At 68.9% G+C, this 17,535-nt stretch carries 12 protein-coding genes; 4 read left to right on the top strand and 8 right to left on the bottom strand.

All coding sequences use genetic code 11. The annotated features are described in order from the left end of the window. The first annotated feature begins 57 nt into the window (after nucleotides 1-57). The 4 genes from L8H00_RS04055 to L8H00_RS04040 are packed head-to-tail and all read left to right on the top strand — an operon-like array spanning nucleotide 58 to nucleotide 9,366. On the top strand, nucleotides 58-1,368 hold the full coding sequence (locus tag L8H00_RS04055; RefSeq protein ID WP_242095965.1) for an efflux RND transporter periplasmic adaptor subunit: 1,311 nt from the start codon (nucleotides 58-60) through the stop codon (nucleotides 1,366-1,368). A gap of 8 nt (nucleotides 1,369-1,376) precedes the next feature. Next, entirely contained in the window at nucleotides 1,377-4,487 is a 3,111-nt protein-coding gene (locus L8H00_RS04050) for an efflux RND transporter permease subunit (protein WP_242095964.1), read from the top strand. Next, nucleotides 4,484-7,831 (top strand): efflux RND transporter permease subunit, encoded by a 3,348-nt coding sequence (locus L8H00_RS04045; protein WP_242095963.1) that lies wholly within the window; start codon nucleotides 4,484-4,486, stop codon nucleotides 7,829-7,831. Before L8H00_RS04050 ends, L8H00_RS04045 begins: the two co-directional genes overlap by 4 nt. After that, a complete protein-coding gene (locus L8H00_RS04040) occupies nucleotides 7,828-9,366 on the top strand; it encodes an efflux transporter outer membrane subunit (protein WP_242095962.1) in 1,539 nt (512 codons plus the stop codon). Before L8H00_RS04045 ends, L8H00_RS04040 begins: the two co-directional genes overlap by 4 nt. A 163-nt stretch (nucleotides 9,367-9,529) precedes the next feature. Here the strand turns inward: L8H00_RS04040 and cobT are convergent, their stop codons facing one another. The 8 genes from cobT to L8H00_RS04000 all read right to left on the bottom strand — a co-directional run bounded on the left by cobT (nucleotide 9,530) and on the right by L8H00_RS04000 (nucleotide 17,472). Beyond that, the gene (cobT, locus tag L8H00_RS04035; RefSeq protein WP_242095961.1) at nucleotides 9,530-11,353 is read right to left on the bottom strand and encodes a cobaltochelatase subunit CobT; all 1,824 of its coding nucleotides are present in this window, start codon (nucleotides 11,351-11,353) and stop codon (nucleotides 9,530-9,532) included. Continuing rightward, nucleotides 11,353-11,697: a HepT-like ribonuclease domain-containing protein gene (locus L8H00_RS04030; RefSeq protein WP_242095960.1), complete on the bottom strand. Its 345-nt coding sequence runs from the start codon at nucleotides 11,695-11,697 to the stop codon at nucleotides 11,353-11,355. The genes cobT and L8H00_RS04030 overlap by 1 nt, the downstream gene beginning before the upstream one ends. Beyond that, entirely contained in the window at nucleotides 11,687-11,980 is a 294-nt protein-coding gene (locus L8H00_RS04025; protein ID WP_242095959.1) for a nucleotidyltransferase domain-containing protein, read from the bottom strand. The genes L8H00_RS04030 and L8H00_RS04025 overlap by 11 nt, the downstream gene beginning before the upstream one ends. Nucleotides 11,981-11,984: 4 nt before the next feature. After that, complete coding sequence (gene cobS, locus L8H00_RS04020) at nucleotides 11,985-12,989, bottom strand: cobaltochelatase subunit CobS (RefSeq protein ID WP_242095958.1); 1,005 nt, start codon at nucleotides 12,987-12,989, stop codon at nucleotides 11,985-11,987. A gap of 122 nt (nucleotides 12,990-13,111) precedes the next feature. After that, complete coding sequence (locus L8H00_RS04015; protein ID WP_242095957.1) at nucleotides 13,112-14,419, bottom strand: chloride channel protein; 1,308 nt, start codon at nucleotides 14,417-14,419, stop codon at nucleotides 13,112-13,114. 72 nt (nucleotides 14,420-14,491) lie between these two features. After that, on the bottom strand, nucleotides 14,492-15,805 hold the full coding sequence (locus L8H00_RS04010; protein ID WP_242095956.1) for a sodium:proton antiporter: 1,314 nt from the start codon (nucleotides 15,803-15,805) through the stop codon (nucleotides 14,492-14,494). A gap of 25 nt (nucleotides 15,806-15,830) precedes the next feature. Beyond that, a complete protein-coding gene (locus tag L8H00_RS04005) occupies nucleotides 15,831-17,147 on the bottom strand; it encodes a DUF2254 domain-containing protein (protein ID WP_242095955.1) in 1,317 nt (438 codons plus the stop codon). Nucleotides 17,148-17,187: 40 nt separating this feature from the next. Continuing rightward, nucleotides 17,188-17,472: a hypothetical protein gene (locus tag L8H00_RS04000; RefSeq protein WP_242095954.1), complete on the bottom strand. Its 285-nt coding sequence runs from the start codon at nucleotides 17,470-17,472 to the stop codon at nucleotides 17,188-17,190. Between the last annotated feature and the right edge of the window lie 63 nt (nucleotides 17,473-17,535).

The following is a 17,535-nucleotide window of genomic DNA, read 5'->3' as shown; positions in this document are numbered from 1 at the left end:
GCTTGACAGCGTGCCGCCTCGGGCGGTGAAGATCAGGTCGACGGCGACGGAGTCAGCATGACCGAATATGATCCCCAAGACCCGTCGGCGATGCAGACCGGCGCCGTTTCGGACCCGCTGCCAAGGCGCCTGTCCGCGCGAGGTCGCACGATCAGCTGGATCGGCGGCATCCTGGGGCTGTTGCTGCTCATCGCTTTCGCCGTGTTCCTGTCGCACAACAGCGCGTCGAACTCGGGTGGACAGGGCGGTGGTGGCGGGCGGCGCGGCGGTGGCGGCGGCGGGCGTGGCGGGCCCGGCGGCGGCATGCAGCAGCCGACGACGGTCGGCACCGCCAAGGCGGCGCAGGCCGATCTGCCGATCCAGGTCGAGGCGCTGGGCACCGTCACGCCCGCCGCCACCGTCACCGTGCGGCCGCAGGTATCGGGCACGATCGTCCAGATCCTCTACCGCGAGGGGCAGAATGTCGCGAAGGGCCAGCCGCTGGCGGTCATCGATCCGCGGCCCTATCGCGCCACGCTGCTCCAGGCGCAGGGCGCGCTCGCCCGCGACCGCGCGCAACTGGCGAACGCGCGCGTCCTGCTCGAACGCTACGACACGCTGCTGAAGCAGGATTCGATCGCGCGGCAGGACCGTGACACGCAGGCCGCGCTCGTCAGCCAGCTCCAGGGCACGATCGCGATCGACCAGGGCCAGGTGGACGCGGCGCGGATCAATCTGGGCTTCACCCGGATCGTCTCGCCGGTATCGGGCCGGGTCGGTCTGCGCGTGGTCGATATCGGCAATTATGTCGGCGCGGGCGACACCAACGGAATCGTCGTGGTGACGACGCTGCAGCCGATCGACGTCGAGTTCGCGTTGCCCCAGCAACAGGCGCCCGCGATCCAGAAGCGCATCGCCGCCGGTGCCGAGATCCCCGCGATCGCGCTCGACAGCACGCGCACACAGACGCTCGACACCGGGCGCTTCTCCACGCTCAACAACGCGGTCGATACCACCACGGGCACGATCAAGGGCAAGGCGCGCTTCCCCAACGCACGCTACCAGCTCTACCCCAGCCAGTTCGTCAACGTGCGGCTCACCATCGACACCGTCGCCGATGCCGTCACGGTGCCGCCCGCCGCGATCCGCTCGGGGCCGGACGGCAGCTTCGTCTGGCTGCTGAAGCCGGACCGCACCGTCACCGAACGCAAGGTGACGACGGGGATCGTCGGCGCCGACCGGACGCAGATCGTCTCGGGGCTGGCGCTCGGCGAAACGATCGTCACCGATGGCGGCGACCGGCTGACCGAGGGCGCGAAGGTGGCGCTGCCGGGCGATGCGCCGGCGACGGGTGGCGGCGGACGGCACGGCCGGCGTCAGCGCGGCTGATCGCCACCATGGGCCCGTCCCGCCTCTTCATCCTGCGGCCGGTCGCGACCGCGCTGTTCATGGTCGCGATCGTGCTGGCCGGGCTCGTCGGCTTTCGCCTGCTGTCGCTGTCCGCGCTGCCGCAGGTGGATTATCCGACGATCCAGGTAACGACGCTCTATCCCGGCGGCAGCCCCGAGGTGATGAGCCAGACGGTCACCGCGCCGCTGGAGCGCCAGTTCGGGCAGATGCCGGGCCTCGCGCGAATGGAATCGACCAGCGCGTCGGGCGCGTCGGTCATCACGCTCCAGTTCACGCTCGCCGAAGGGCTCGATGTGGCGGAGCAGGAGGTGCAGGCGGCGATCAACGCGGCGCAGGCGCTGCTGCCAGCCGACCTGCCCGCGCCGCCGGTCTATGCCAAGATCAACCCCGCCGACGCGCCGATCCTGACGATCGCGATCACCTCGACCACGATCCCGCTCACCCAGGTCCAGTCGATCGTCGACACGCGCCTGGCGCAGAAGATCAGCCAGATCACCGGCGTGGGTCTGGTCGGACTGGCCGGCGGGCAGAAGCCCGCGATCCGGATCCGTGCGGACACGCAGAAGCTGTCGAGCTACGGGCTCAGCCTGGCGCAGATCCGCACCGCGATCACCAACGCCAACGCCAATTCGGCCAAGGGCAGTTTCGACGGGCCCAACCGATCCTACCAGATCAACGCCAACGACCAGCTCGAATCGGTCGACGACTACGACAACCTGATCGTCACCTATCAGAACGCCGCGCCGGTGCGGCTGAAGGACGTGGCGCAGGTGACCGAGGGTGCGGAGAACGCGCGGCTGGGGGCGCTCGCCAACACGACGCCGGCGATCATCCTGAACGTCCAGCGCCAGCCGGGCGCCAATGTCATCGCCACCACCGACGCGATCAAGGTGCAGCTTCCCGAACTGCTGAAGAGCCTGCCGGCCGGGCTGCATGCCACGATCCTGGCCGATCGCACCACGGGCATCCGCAGCTCGGTGCACGACGTCGAATTCGAACTCGTCCTCGCGGTCGCGCTCGTCGTGCTGGTGATCTTCTTCTTCCTCCATTCGGCGCGCGCGACGCTCGTCGCCGGGCTCGCCGTGCCGATCAGCCTGATCGGGTCATTCGGCGTGATGTACCTGCTCGGCTACAGCCTCGACAATCTGAGCCTCATGGCGCTGACAATCGCGACCGGCTTCGTGGTGGACGACGCGATCGTGATGATCGAGAACATCCAGCGCCATATCGAGGAGGGCATTCCGCCGTTCGAGGCGGCGCTGAAGGGCGCGGGCGAGATCGGCTTCACGATCATCTCGCTTACCGTCAGCCTCATTGCGGTGCTGATCCCGCTGCTGTTCATGGGCGACATCGTCGGCCGGCTGTTCCGCGAATTCGCGGTGACGCTGGCGGTGACGATCCTGATCTCCGCGGTGGTCTCGCTGACGCTGACGCCGATGCTGTCGGCCCGTTGGCTGAAGGCACCGGGCGACGAGCGCCCGAGCCGCGTCGCGCAGCGATCGGCGGCGCTGTTCGAGCGCGTGGAGCGCCGTTACGAGCGCGCGCTCGATTTCGTGCTCGCGCGCCGGTTCGCCACGCTGCTTGTCGCCATCGCCACGCTCGCGCTGACGGTGGGGCTGTACCTCGTCATCCCCAAGGGGCTGTTCCCGACGCAGGACACCGGCCAGTTGCAGGCGCGGATCGTCGCGTCCGCCGGCGTCTCCTATGACCGGATGGCCGCGCTCCAGCTCCAGGCGGCGCGGACCATCCTTCAGGACGGCGACGTCGAATCGCTGTCGTCGTTCGTCGGCGTGGACGGCGCCAACAACGCCGCGCTCAACACCGGCACGATGCTCGTCAACCTGAAGACCAGCCATGACGACCAGCAGCGGCTGATGGCGCGGCTGAAGGACGCGGTGGACCGCATTCCCGGCGTGACGCTCTATCTCCAGCCGACGCAGGATCTGACGATCGACGCGGAAAGCGGCCCCACCCAATACCGGATCGCCGTGCAGGGCTCGAACACCGCGGACGTCACCGCCGAGGCCAAGCGGATCGCCGCGGCGCTCGGCCATGTGACGAAGGTGGCCAATATCTCCACCGATGCGGGCGCAATGGGGGCGTCCGCCGTCGTCACCGTCGACCGCGACACCGCGGCGCGCCTCAACATCACCGCCTCCAGCGTAGACGACACGCTCTATTCCGCGTTCGGCCAGCGCATCGTCTCGACGATCTTCACCGAGACGACACAGTATCGCGTCATCCTCGAGGCCGCCGCGGGGCTCGTCACCGATCCGCAGCAACTGGGGCTGCTCCATCTGCCCGCACAGGGCGGCGCGACGCCGCTCAACGCCGTCGCGCGGATCACCGAGGGGCAGTCGCCGCTGGCCATCACGCATGTCGGCCAGTTCCCCGCCGCCACGGTCAATTTCGACACCGCGCCCGGCGTCTCGCTCGGCACCGCGACGCATGCGATCCAGAAGGCGGTGGACGACCTGCAACTGAAGCGCGGCGTGACGATCACCTTCCTCGGCGCGGCGGGCGCGTTCGCCTCGTCGCTCTCGAACCAGCTCTGGCTGATCCTGGCCGCGCTGGTGTGCGTCTACATCGTGCTCGGCGTGCTCTACGAAAGCTTCATCCACCCGGTGACGATCCTGTCGACCCTGCCCTCGGCCGCGGTCGGCGCACTCTTCGCCCTGTGGATCACCGGCCATGATCTCGACGTGATCGGGATCATCGGCATCGTGCTGCTGATCGGCATCGTGAAGAAGAACGCGATCATGATGATCGATTTCGCGATCGCGGCCGAACGCGACGAGGGGCTCGCGCCGATCGCGGCGATCCGCCAGGCCGCGATCCTGCGCTTCCGCCCCATCCTGATGACGACGCTCGCCGCGCTGTTCGCCGCGGTGCCGCTGATGGTGGGATTGGGCGAAGGCGCCGAGCTGCGCCGGCCGCTGGGCATCGCGATCTTCGGCGGGCTGCTGGTCAGCCAGTTGCTCACGATCTTCACGACGCCGATCGTCTATCTCTATTTCGATCGCGCGCAGCAGCGGCTCGCCGCGCGCGGCTGGGGCGTGAAGGCCACCCCCAATGTCGGGCCGGAAGCCCGCCCGTGAACCTCTCCGCGCCCTTCATCCGGCGGCCGATCGCGACGATCCTGCTGACGGTGGGGCTGGCGCTGGCGGGGATCGCGGGCTTCTTCTCGCTGCCGATCGCGCCGCTGCCGCAGATCGACCTGCCGGTGATCGCAGTGTCCGCCAATCTGGCGGGCGCCAGCCCCGAGGTGATGGCGCAGAGCGTGGCGACGCCGCTCGAACGCCGGCTGTCGACCATCTCGGGCGTGAACGAGATGACGTCGTCCAGTTCGCTCGGCTCGACGCGCGTGATCCTGCAATTCGATCTGTCGAAGAATATCGACGGCGCTGCGCGCGAGGTGCAGGCGGCGATCAACGCCGCGCGCGTCGACCTGCCCGCGACGCTGAAGCAGAACCCCACTTATCGCAAGGTGAACCCGGCCAACCAGCCGGTCGTCACGCTCGCGCTCACCTCGGATACGCGCACCGCGGGCCAGGTGTACGACGCGGTGTCGAACATCATCCAGCAGCGCATGCTCCAGATCCCGGGCGTCGGCGACGTCGAGGTGGGCGGCGGATCGCTGCCCGCGGTGCGCGTCGACGTGAACCCGTACCGGCTCAACAGCTACGGTATCGCCATGGAGGACGTGCGCGCCGCGATCGAGGCGGCGAACGCGAACCGTCCCAAGGGGCTGGTGCAGGGCACCAACGGCCGATCGTGGCAGATCTACACCAACGCCGCCGGGCGCGTGGCGGCGGATTACCGCCCGCTGGTGATCGCCTGGCGCAACGGCGGCGCGGTGCGGCTGGAGGACATCGCCGCAGTGACCGACAGCGTGGCCGACACGCGGACGCTGGGGCTCTACAACGGCAAGCGCGCGATCATCGTCAACATCACGCAACAGCCGGGCGCCAACCTGATCCAGATGGTGAACGCCATCACCGCGGAGCTGCCCGGCATCCGCGCGCAGATCCCGGCCGACATCCGGCTGGATGTCGCCAGCGACCGGACGAGCTCGATCCGCGCGTCGATCCGCGAGATCGAGATCACCGTCGTCATCGCGCTGATCCTGGTGGTGATCGTCGTCTATGCGTTTCTGCGCGACGTGCGCGCAACGATGATCCCCGCCGTCGCCACGATCGTGTCGCTGCTCGGCACGTTCGGCGTGATGTACCTGATCGGCTTCAGCCTCGACAATCTGTCGCTGATGGCGATCACGGTCGCGACCGGCTTCGTGGTGGACGACGCGATCGTCGTGCTCGAGAACACGACCCGGCATCTCGAATCGGGGATGAACCGGTTCGACGCCGCGCTGCGCGGCGCGTCCGAGGTGGGCTTCACCGTGCTGTCGATCTCGCTCAGCCTCGTCGCGGTGTTCATCCCGCTCCTCTTCATGGGCGGGATCGTGGGGCGGCTGTTCCGCGAATTCGCGGTGACGCTGTCGGTGGCGGTGATGATCAGCCTGGTGCTGTCGCTCACCACCACGCCGATGCTGTGCGCCTGGTTCCTGCGCGCCGACACTGTCTCGCCCGAGCATCGGCCGGGCCGCGCGTCGCAATGGCTGGAGCGCGGCTGGGTGCGGGTCGAGCGCGGCTATGCCCGCGCGCTCGACTGGGCGCTGCAGATGAAGCGGCTCATGCTGCTGCTGCTCGTCGCGGTCGTGGGGTTGACCGTCTATCTCTATATCGAAGTGCCCAAGGGCTTCTTCCCGCAGCAGGAATCGCCGCTGCTGATGGCCGGCGTGCGCGCCGACGAAAGCGTGTCGTTCCAGGCGATGCAGGACAAGCTGCGCCAGATCATCGGCATCATCAAGGCCGATCGCGCGGTGCAGAGCGTCGTCGGCTTCACCGGCGGCAATCGCGCGGGCGGCGCGTTCATCATGGTCGGCCTGAAACCCATCGGCCAGCGCCACGGCATGACCAGCACCAAGGTGATCGCGCGGCTCCAGCAGCATCTCCAGCCGGTGAAGGGCATCCGCCTGTTCCTCAACCCCGTACAGGATCTGCGCGCGGGGGGACGGCAGGGCAACGCGACCTACCAATATACGCTGATGGCGGACAGCACCGCGAACCTGAAGACCTGGTCGCAGAAGCTGACCAAGGCGCTGGAGGCCAGCCCGGTCCTGAAGAACGTCGACAGCGATCTGGCCGAGAACGGTGTCGAAAGCTTCGTGACGATCGACAAGGATGCGGCCTCGCGCGTCGGCATTGCCCCGCGCGACGTCGACAATGCGCTGTACGATGCGTTCGGCCAGCGCAACGTCGCGACCATCTATGAAGACATCAACCAGTATAGCGTGATCCTCGGCTGGCGGCAGGCCGATGCGCAGGGGCCGCAGGCGCTGCCCGACATCCGCGTGCCGGCGGGTGCCACGGCGTCGGCCACGACCAGCGTTGCCAGCACGTCGGGCAGCGCGGGCGGCAGCGGCAGCAGCCTGTCGTCGGGGCTGACGACGCAAGGGGCGGCAAACGGCGCCGCCACCGGGACGGGCGTCGCGGTGGCGAACGGCACTGCCAGCACCGCCTCCGGCCAAAGCGCCACCGCGACCGTCTCGACCAACCCCGCGCTGCGCAACCCGTCGACCGGCTCCGCGCTCGCCAACACGGTGCGCAACATGGTGCCGCTGCCCGCCATCGCCCGCTTCGGTCAGGCGCCGACCGCGGCCAGCGTCAACCATCAGGGCACCGAGGTGGCCGCCACCGTTTCGTTCGATCTCGCGCCCGGCAAGGCGCTGTCCGACGCGCAGACCGCGATCACCGCCGCCGAGGCGCGGATCGCGATGCCCACCACCGTGCACGGCGCGTTCGCCGGCACCGCGCTGCAATTCCAGCAGAGCCAGGGATCGCAGCCGCTGCTGATCCTCGCCGCGCTCGTCACCATCTACCTCGTGCTCGGCATCCTCTACGAAAGCCTGATCCATCCGCTGACGGTGCTTTCCACCTTGCCTGCCGCCAGCGTCGGGGCGGTGCTGGGCCTCATGATCATGGGCATGGATTTCTCGATCATCGCGCTCATCGCGGTGTTCCTGCTGATCGGCATCGTGAAGAAGAACGCGATCCTCATCATCGATTTCGCGATCCATGCGCAGCGCGACCGCGGGCTCAGCGCCGAGGAGGCCGCGCGCGAAGCCTCGCTGCTGCGCTTCCGCCCGATCCTGATGACGACGCTGGCCGCAGCCCTCGGCGCGCTGCCGCTGGCGATCGGCTTCGGCGAGGGCGCCGAATTGCGTCAGCCGCTCGGCGTCGCGATCATCGGCGGCCTCATCGCCAGCCAATTGCTCACCCTTTTCACCACGCCCGTCGTCTATGTCGCGCTCGACCGTCTCGCCACGCGGCGGACGCGGCGGCGCGAACGGCGGCTGCGCCTCAGCGAGCGACCCGCATGATCCTCCGCCGTTCCATCGCCCTTCTGGCCACGGGCGCCCTCGCCGGCTGCTCGCTCGCGCCGCATTATGACCGACCGGCGCTGGGCGTGCCCGGCACCTGGAAGACCGCGCCCGGCTGGCAGATGGCGAGCCCCGCCGACGACCAGCCTCGCGCGGACTGGTGGACGGGCTTCGCCGATCCGACGCTCGACGATCTCGTCGCGCGCGCGGTGGCGCACAACCAGACGCTCGCCCAAGCTGCCGCCACCTCTCGCCAGGCACGCGCCGCCACGCGCGAGGCGCGTGCCGCGCTCTTCCCCACGGTGACGGCGAACGGCCAGGTGACCCACACCTATTCGGGCGGCAACACCGCGGTCGTCACCGGCGGCACGATCGCCAGTGGCAGCACTGGAACGGGAACCGGCGCGGGCACCACGACGAGCACGGGAACCACCACCGGCACGATCACCACCGGTGGCCGCACCACCACCAATTACCGCGTGAACCTGGATGCGGCCTGGCAGCCGGACCTGTTCGGCCAGTTGACCAACACCACGCGCAACGCCCGGCTGACCGAACAGGCGCGGCTGGCCGATCTGGCCAATGCCCGGCTCGCGCTGGAGGGCGAACTCGCCACCGACTATCTGTCGCTGCGCGCCGTCGATGCGCAGATCGCGAGCCTGGCGGCGACGGCGGACGCCTATCAGCGTTCGCTGACCATCGCGACCAACCGCTACAATGCCGGCATCGTCGCGCGCACCGACAGCTATCAGGCGCAATCGCAGCTCGCCTCCGCGCAATCCGATCTGGAGGGCGAACGGCGGACGCGTGCGCAATATGAGGATGCGATCGCGGTGCTGGTCGGCGAAAACCCGGCAAGCTTCACCCTGGCGTCGATGGGCCCGAACTGGACTCCCGCCGTCCCCGCGGTGCCCGCCATCGTGCCCGCGACGCTCGTGCAGCGCCGGCCCGACGTCGCCGCGGCCGAGCGCGCGGTCGCCGCCGCCAATGCCGAGATCGGCGTGCAGCGCGCCGCCTTCTTCCCGACCGTTAACCTCTCGGCCGAGGGCGGCTTCAACAACAACGCGTTGTCCGGCCTGTTCTCGTCCGCCGCCTCGCTCTGGTCGCTCGGCGCGCAGGTGGCGCAGACGTTGCTCGATTTCGGCGCCCGCCGTGCCCGCGTCGCGCAGGCGCGGGCCGCCTATGACGCGGCGGTGGCGAATTACCGGCAAGTGACGCTGACCGCCTTTCAGGAGGTGCAGGACGATCTGATCGCGTCGCAGATCCTGGCGCGGCAGGAGGCGTATCTGCGCACCGCCTCGTTCGCCGCCGACAAATCCGAAGCCTCGTTGCGCGATCAGTATCGCGCGGGGATCGTCGTCTTTACCGACGTGGTGAGCGCACAGGCCACCGCGCTCACCGCCCGGCGCGCGCTGATCCAGGCGCAGCTCGACCGCCAGACGACCGCGGTGGCCCTCGTCCAGGCGCTGGGCGGCGGCTGGAGCGCCTCGGACCTGACCAACGGCGCCGAGGCCGCCCGCGCCGCCCGACCCTGATTGGAGCGGCCGGGGGTCGGCTGGATCCAATCTCCCAATCCGTTCGTGCTGAGCTTGTCGAAGCACCCGCTCCGCCATCGGGCCATCTTGTCCGAAACAGGCCCTTCGACAAGCTCAGGGTGAACGGAGCCAGATAGCGTCGTCAACTCTACGCAGACGGCCCTCAATCCGTATCGAACAGCGCGGCCAGTTGCTCGATCAGCGTGCCGCCCAGTTGCTCGGCATCCATGATCGTGACGGCGCGCGAATAATAGCGCGTCACGTCGTGGCCGATGCCGATCGCGGCGAGTTCGACGGGTGACTTCGTCTCGATCCAGCCGATCACCTGGCGCAGATGGCGCTCCAGATAGCTGCCCGAATTGACGCTGAGCGTCGAATCGTCGACCGGCGCGCCGTCCGAGATCACCATCAGGATCCGCCGCTCCTCGGGCCGTGCGAGCAACCGCGCATGCGCCCAGAGCAACGCCTCGCCGTCGATATTCTCCTTCAGCAGCCCCTCGCGCATCATGAGCCCCAGCGCGTTGCGCGCGCGGCGCCACGGCTCGTCGGCCTTTTTGTACACGATGTGGCGGATGTCGTTCAGCCGTCCGGGTTGCGGCGGCCGGCCTGCCGCCAGCCATGTCTCGCGCGACTGGCCGCCCTTCCAGGCGCGGGTGGTGAAGCCCAGGATCTCGGTCTTCACGCCGCACCGCTCCAGCGTGCGCGCGAGGATGTCCGCGCTGATCGCCGCGATCGAAATGGGACGGCCGCGCATCGATCCCGAATTGTCGATCAGCAGCGTGACGACGGTGTCGCGAAAATCGGTTTCGCGCTCGATCTTGTAGCTGAGCGACTGGCCCGGGCTCACCACCACGCGCGCCAGCCGCGCGGCGTCGAGCAGACCCTCTTCCTGATCGAAGTCCCAACTGCGGTTCTGCTGTGCCATCAGCCGCCGCTGGAGCCGGTTGGCGAGCTTCGACACCGCGCTCTGCAGATGGACGAGCTGTTGATCGAGATAGCCGCGCAACCGCGCCAGTTCGTCGGCATCGCACAGTTCGCTCGCAGCGATCACCTCGTCGAACTGCGTCGTCCACGGCTTGTAGTCGAACTGCGCGGACGGGTCCGCGAACGGCCGGTTGGGGCGCACCGGCTGCGCACCCTCCTCGCCATCGTCGCCCGGCTCGCCGTCCATGTCGTCGAGCGAGTCCTCGCTGGTGTCCTGCCCCTCGCCCTCGTCGTCGCTCTCGCGCGATTCGCCGCGCGCCTCCATCTCGGCCTGGCCTTCGCCGCCCTGTTCCTCGCCCTCGTCGGCGTCGTCGTCCTGCGCCTGTTCCTCGCTGCCCTCGTCCTCGTCGCCGCCCTCGTCGGCGTCGTCGGTGGCAGGCTCGCCCTCGACGAGTTCGAGATCGGCCAGCATCTTCATGGCCAGCCCCTGGAACGCGCGCTGGTCGTCGAGCGCGAGCGCCAGCGCGTCGAGGTCGGTCTTCGACTCGACCCATTCGCGCACCAGCGCCAGCCCCGGCGCGGCGACCGCGGGGGACGCCTCGCCCGTCAGCCGCTCGCGGACGAGCAGCGCCAGCGCGGTCGACAGCGGCACCTCGTCGCGGCCCCGCGCGCGCGTGATCGGGTCGGCGCGCAGCCGCACGTCGAGCGCCATCGCCAGATTGGCGGTGATGCCCTGATAGCCCCGGCTTCCCAGCGCCTCGACGCGCGCCGTCTCCACCGCGTCGTACACGGCGCGGGCCACCGCCTCGGCCGGCGCGGCGCGCAGATGCAGCGGCGCATCATGGTGGCGCAGCCGCAGCGCGAAGCCGTCGGCGAAGCCCCGCGCCTCCGCCACCTGATCCGCGGGCAGCGCGCGCGCGGGCATCGGCACCTTGATGTGCTTGCCGCTTTGCGCGGGCGCGTCGGCGGTGAAGGCCAGCTCGATCTCGGGCTCCGCCGCGATCGCGCGTGCGGTTCCGCCGAGTACCGCCTTGAACCGGTCGAGAGGGGTTTCGTTGGCCATCAGCCCTCGTCCAGCGCGTGTTGCGCGGCGGCAGCCAGCGCGGGCACCTCCGCCCGAGCGATCTCGAACACGACCGCCCTGTCCAAGTCGCGATATTCGTGGCGCAGCCGATTCCCCAATCCGCGCATCTTCGCGATCGGCAAGGCCGCCGAAAGCCGCTCGGCATCCTTGGGCTCGATCTGGATGGCGGCTTCGGTCATCCGCTGCAACAGCCGCTCAACTGCGAAAAGCGTGCGCTCGCTCGCCAGGAAATCGTTCAGCGTCATGGTGCCGAGGAAGTCGCCGATCCGCCGGGCATCGTCGATGATGTCGCGCAGGCGATCCGCGGTTCGTTCAGAAAGCATCGATACGGTCGCGTTCGATGGCAGCCTGCAGCCGGGGTCGGCGTCCGGGGTCGGACACCACGTCCACCGAAACCCCCAGCAATTGCCCGACACGCTGATCGAGGTCGAAATAATCCCACCCCAATCGCATGTCCGCGCGCAGCGTTACCGCCAGATCGAGGTCCGACGATGGCGTCGCCTCGTCGCGCGCGGTCGAGCCGAAGATCGCGACATGCTCGATTCCCATCGCATAGAGATCCTGGCGATGGTCGCGCAGTCGTTTCAGGGCTTCGGCGCGAGTCATGCGCTCAAGCCTTCCCCACCACGCTTTCGGGCAGATCCTTGCCGAACACGCGCTGATAATATTCGGCGACCAGCGACCGCTCCGCCTCGTCGCACTTGTTGAGGAAGCTCAGGCGGAAGGCGAAGCCGATATCGCCGAAGATCAGCGCGTTCTGCGCCCAGGTGATGACGGTACGCGGGCTCATCACCGTCGAGATGTCGCCGTTGATGAAGCCCTTGCGCGTCATGTCCGCCACGCGGACCATGTTGTCGACCGCCTTCTTGCCGTCGGGCTTGTCATATTCGCCCGATTTGGCGAGCACGATCCGCGCCTCGACCGCGGCGGGCAGATAGTTGAGCGTCACGACGATGTTCCAGCGGTCCATCTGGCCCTGGTTGATCTGCTGCGTGCCGTGATACAGGCCACTGGTGTCGCCCAGGCCCACCGTGTTGGCGGTGGCGAACAGACGGAACCAGGGGCTTGGGCGGATCACGCGATTCTGGTCGAGCAGGGTCAGCTTGCCCTCGGTCTCCAGCACGCGCTGGATCACGAACATCACGTCGGGGCGGCCCGCATCATATTCGTCGAACACCAGGGCGGTGGGCGTCTGCAGCGCCCAGGGCAGCAGCCCCTCGCGGAATTCGGTGACCTGCTGGCCGTCGCGCAGGACGATCGCGTCGCGCCCGACGAGATCGATGCGGCTGATATGCGCATCGAGGTTGATGCGGATGCACGGCCAGTTGAGCCGCGCCGCCACCTGCTCGATGTGCGTCGACTTGCCGGTGCCGTGATAGCCCTGCACCATGACGCGGCGGTTGTGCGCAAAGCCTGCCAGGATCGCGACCGTCGTGTCGGCATCGAACACATAGGCGGGATCGAGATCGGGCACGCGCTCGTCCGCTTCGCTGAACGCGGGCACCTGCATGTCGCTGTCGATCCCGAACAGGTCGCGCACCTTGACCATCTTGTCGGGCGCGTCGAGGATCGTCGTTTCGCGGCTGTCGGGTTGCGTGTTGGGAATGTCGGTCATGCGCACAGCCTTAGGCGAAGGCCGGGCACCGCATCAACCGCGCACGTCCTCCGGCAGGGAAAGAGTGTGACGAACCGTCCGGCCCCGCCGACGGTTCCCTCGATAGGCCGGCGCCCGTGCGGTCAGGCCGCGATGTCGGGCTTGGCCGGGGTGCCGCGCAGGAAGGGCTTGGCAAGGCCATGATAGAGCCGCGTCGGGCACACCATGGCGCCGACGACATCGGCGAGCAGCGCGGTCGCGAACAGCGGGATGATGAGGCCGCGGCTCGCGGTCGTCTCGCTGATGATGATGACCGCGGTGAGCGGGGCGCGGACGACGCCGACGAAATAGGCGATCATCCCCAGCAGCACGATCGCCCCCGCCGGATCGTGCGGGAACAGGATCGTCAGCACGTTGCCGACCCCGGCGCCGACCGCGAGCGACGGCGCGAAGACGCCGCCCGGCGCGCCGCTGAGCGTGGTCGCGAGCGCCGCCAGGAACTTGGCGGGCCCGAACCACAAAGGCTGGCCGTGGCTTTCGACGAGCTGGCGGGTGGCCGCGTAACCGGTGCCCCAGGTCGCACCCGCGCTCACCAGCCCGAGTGCCGCCACGACCAGGCCGCAGCCCGCGGCGAACATCACCGGCCGGCTGCGCAACCGCGCGATCCAGCCCCGCGACGGCGCTGCGAATTCGAGCACCACGCGGCTGAAGATGCCGCCCGACGCGCCGCCGAGGATCCCCGCCACGGGCGTGACGAGCAGGACGGTGCGCAGCCCCAGCGTCTGCCCCATCGTGCCGAAATAGACATAGTCGCCCGCGATGCCGAGGCTGACGAGCCCCGCGATCATCACCGCCGCCATCACGAGGACCGCCACCTTCTGCTCATAGGCCGATGCCAGTTCCTCGATCGCGAAGGCGACGCCGGCGAGCGGCGTGTTGAACGCCGCCGCCACCCCCGCCGCGCCGCCGGCGATCAGCACGCCCGCGCCGATCGGCACGCGCAGCAGCCGGTGCACCGCGACCATGATCGCGGCGCTCAACTGCACGGTCGGCCCCTCGCGCCCGACCGATCCGCCGCCCAGCAGCATGGCGAGCGTCATCGCCACCTTGGCGAGCGCGGTCCGCATCGAAACCAGCGGCCCCAGGGCCTCGCGCTGCGGATCGCGGCCGGCGGCGATCACCTGCGGGATGCCCGAGCCGCGCGCATCGGGCACCCAGCGCATCGTGGCATAGACCACGCCCGCAAAGATCGCCGGCGTCAGGAGGAGCACCCCGTAGGAGAGCGTCGCGAGAAGATGGCCGAAGAGCTGCTGCGCCAGATCGCCCAGCTTGGCGAAGGCGAGCGCCGCCAGCCCCAGCACCACGGCGCCGATCCCGGTCGCCAGCCGCCGCCGGAGCCGCGAGAGCGCCTGGCGGCTCCGGCTGAACCGGCCGTCGACGAAGCCGGCCATGCGGCGGGAGATGTTTTCGAACGACAAGGCCATCCGCGCCTTATCGGCGCTGCGGCCCCGCCGGGGCAAGCATCATCGCGGTTCGCCGGCTCCGGCGTTTCCGGACCCTGCATTTCCAGCCACGCGCCGCGAACACCAACCGAGCACGCGTTCGATGCTGCCGCCCTGGACGATCACCGAGAACAGAACGATGATATAGGTGGCGGTGAGCGCGAGATCGCGCGCGCCGGAATGCGGCAGGCTGAGTGCGAGCGCGACCGAGATGCCGCCCCGCATCCCGCCCCAGATCAGCGTCACCGGCGCCAGCGGCCCGAGCGACAGGAACGGCCTCACCACGATCAGCGGCCCGAACACCGACAGCGTGCGCGCCAGCAGCACCAGCGGGATGGCGGCGACACCGGCGATCAACAGCGGCATTTCGGAGGGGATCGTCACCACCTCCAACCCGATCAGCAGGAACAGCACGGCATTCAGCAGATCGTCGATCACCGACCAGAATTTCAGCAGATAATCGCGCGTATTCTCGCTCATGGCGTGCGCCACGCCGTGGTTGCCGATCAGCAGGCCGGCGACCGCCATCGCCACCGGGCCGCTGACGCCGATCCGGCTCGCCACCGCATAGCCGCCCATCACCACCGCCAGGCTTATCATCACCTCCACCTTGTAATCGTCGATGCGGCACATGCCGCGCATCGCGATCCAGCCGATCAGCAGCCCCAGCACCGCGCCACCGCCCGCCTCCTGGACGAACAGCACGGAGGCGTGGCCGGCGGACAGCGGATCGGTGCCCATCGCGGCGGCGAACAGGATCGTGAAGATCACGACACCCACGCCATCGTTGAACAGGCTCTCCCCGGCGACCGTCGCCTCGAGCGTCGGCGTCACGTCGGTGCGTTTCAGGATGTCGAGCACCGCGACGGGATCGGTCGGGCTGATGAGTGCGCCGAAGGTGAACGCCCAGAGCCATGGCACGGGATAGCCGATCGCGCCGGTCAGCAGGTGAAATCCCGTTCCGATCAGCACCGTCGAGACGAGCACGCCGACCGTGCTGAGCACGATCACCGCCGCGCGGCCCCGGTGCATCTCGCGCCAATCGACATGCAGCGCACCCGCGAACAGCAGGAACGACAGCATGCCGTCCATCAGCGTCTTGTGAAAATCGATGCCGTCGAGAAAGCGCGTGACGCCGTGGCCGAGGTTGCCGCCTGGGATCAGCCGATCCAGACCCACGACCAGCAACGACGCGACCGCGCCCATCACCGTCAGCCCGATCGATTGCGGCAGGTGGAGAAACAGGTTGTTGATGAAGCCGAGCACCGCGGCCAGCACGATCAGGATCGCGGCGGCATCGAACGGCGTGATCGTCACGCCGTGGATCATCGACATCGGTGTGCTCCCCCGTTCGTGGCGCTCATGCCCGGCCCCGCGCGACGGCCACGGGGCCGCCCGAGCGCATCGCCGCGAACCGCGTATGCCGCATCCGCAATTCCTCCAGATCGTCCGGGTTGGCGATATCGCGCTCGCCATCGGCCAGCACCAGATCGGCATGCCGCTGAAGCACCGCCCCGCGATTGGGCCGGCGCTCATAGCCGACGACCACCGTCATCACCTCGATCATCCGGATCAGCACCGCAGGGCTGCCCGCCGCATTCTGGCGGATCATGTGGAACATCGAATCCACCAGCCCGTCATAGCACACCACGGGAAAGGCGAGGCACGAGCGGCCGTCGCGCATCACCACGCCGTCGGGCAGGTGGCGCGGCACCATGTCGCACAACGCCGCGCCCATCCGGTCGAGCACGCTGAGCGCGGTGTGCGGATCGTTGATCCCGGGCGACAGCGCGCGCACCGCGATCTCCACCAGCTGCCGTACCGCGAATTCGAGATCGACGCTGCTGACCCGCTGGCTTCCCAGCGCAGTGGCATGGCGGATCGCGCGTTCCGCACCCTCGATCGCGGGCTCGACCAGCGCGATCGCAGCGCCAGGAAAGACATAGTCGCCAGGACGGACGAGCAGCCGGATCGCGGCGCCGTGCGCGGCCGCCCAATCCGCCAGCCGGCCGGCGTCGAGTTCCTGCAGATAACCGCGCCGGCCATCGGGCACGCTCGCCGCGGCGGCGGTGAAGACCGGACCGGCATCGCCGCGCACCGGCTCGGTCGTCGTCAGCCGGTCGATTGCGCGGCGCACATCGGCGCTGACGAGCTCAATCACCGTATCGACGTTGATCCGCCCCGCCATGTGGCCGACGAAGAACACCAGCACGCCCACGCACAGAAAGGCGAGCAGGATGCCCACCGTCATCGACGCGTGCGGGACGAACGATCCCTCGCTCTGCGTACGCACGCTGCGCAACACCATCAGCGCATAGGAGAAGGTGCCGAGAAAGGCGCCGAGCGTGAACTGGTTGCCACGGTCGCGCACGAAATTGCGCAGCAGCCGCGGCCCCATCTGGCCGGCGGCGAGCGACAGCGATGCGATCGTGATGGAGAACACGGTGCCCGCCACGCCGATCGTCGACGACGCCACCGCGCCGAGCAGCGTCCGCGCGCCGGTGCCGCCGCCATTGTACAGCCAGGGGCTTTCGATCAGCCACTGCGGAACGAGCCCGCTGCGATCCAGATCGACCAGCCCGACGGCCAGCAGGATGCCAACGACCACAAGGATCGCCGGCAACAGCCAGAATTTTTCGCCGATATTGACGAGGAGCTGGCGCAGACGGGCGGTCACCGCGATCCGCCAGCCGGACGGGCCGCCCCGGCGGCGGCGATCACTGGACCGCGGGTGCCGCGCCGTTGACGATCGCGGCCTTTTGCGCGTTGCTCATGGCGGCGGTGTTCAGGTTGGCCGCGTCGATCGCGTCGGCGCGGCGCTCGCCCGTCTTGCGGACCTGCTTGGCCTCCGCCGACAGCGCGGCGGCCTGGTTCTGCAGGGCGTCGGCCTGCGCATCGGCGTGGTTCTCCACCCGGTCCGCCAGCTTCTTGTCGCCGCTCTTGTCGCATGCCGCCAACGAAAGCGCCGCGCAGGTGACCAATGCCAGACCCAGAATTCTCATCGCCGTCATCCCCTTGTTCATGGATAGTCCTGATCGGCTTGCCGGACGCGGTTGTCGATCGAT

This window comes from Sphingomonas sp. CROZ-RG-20F-R02-07, from assembly GCF_022662335.1.
GTDB lineage: Bacteria > Pseudomonadota > Alphaproteobacteria > Sphingomonadales > Sphingomonadaceae > Sphingomonas.
Note: the sequence above shows the minus strand (reverse complement) of the source record. Positions and strands in the feature narration are given on the sequence as shown.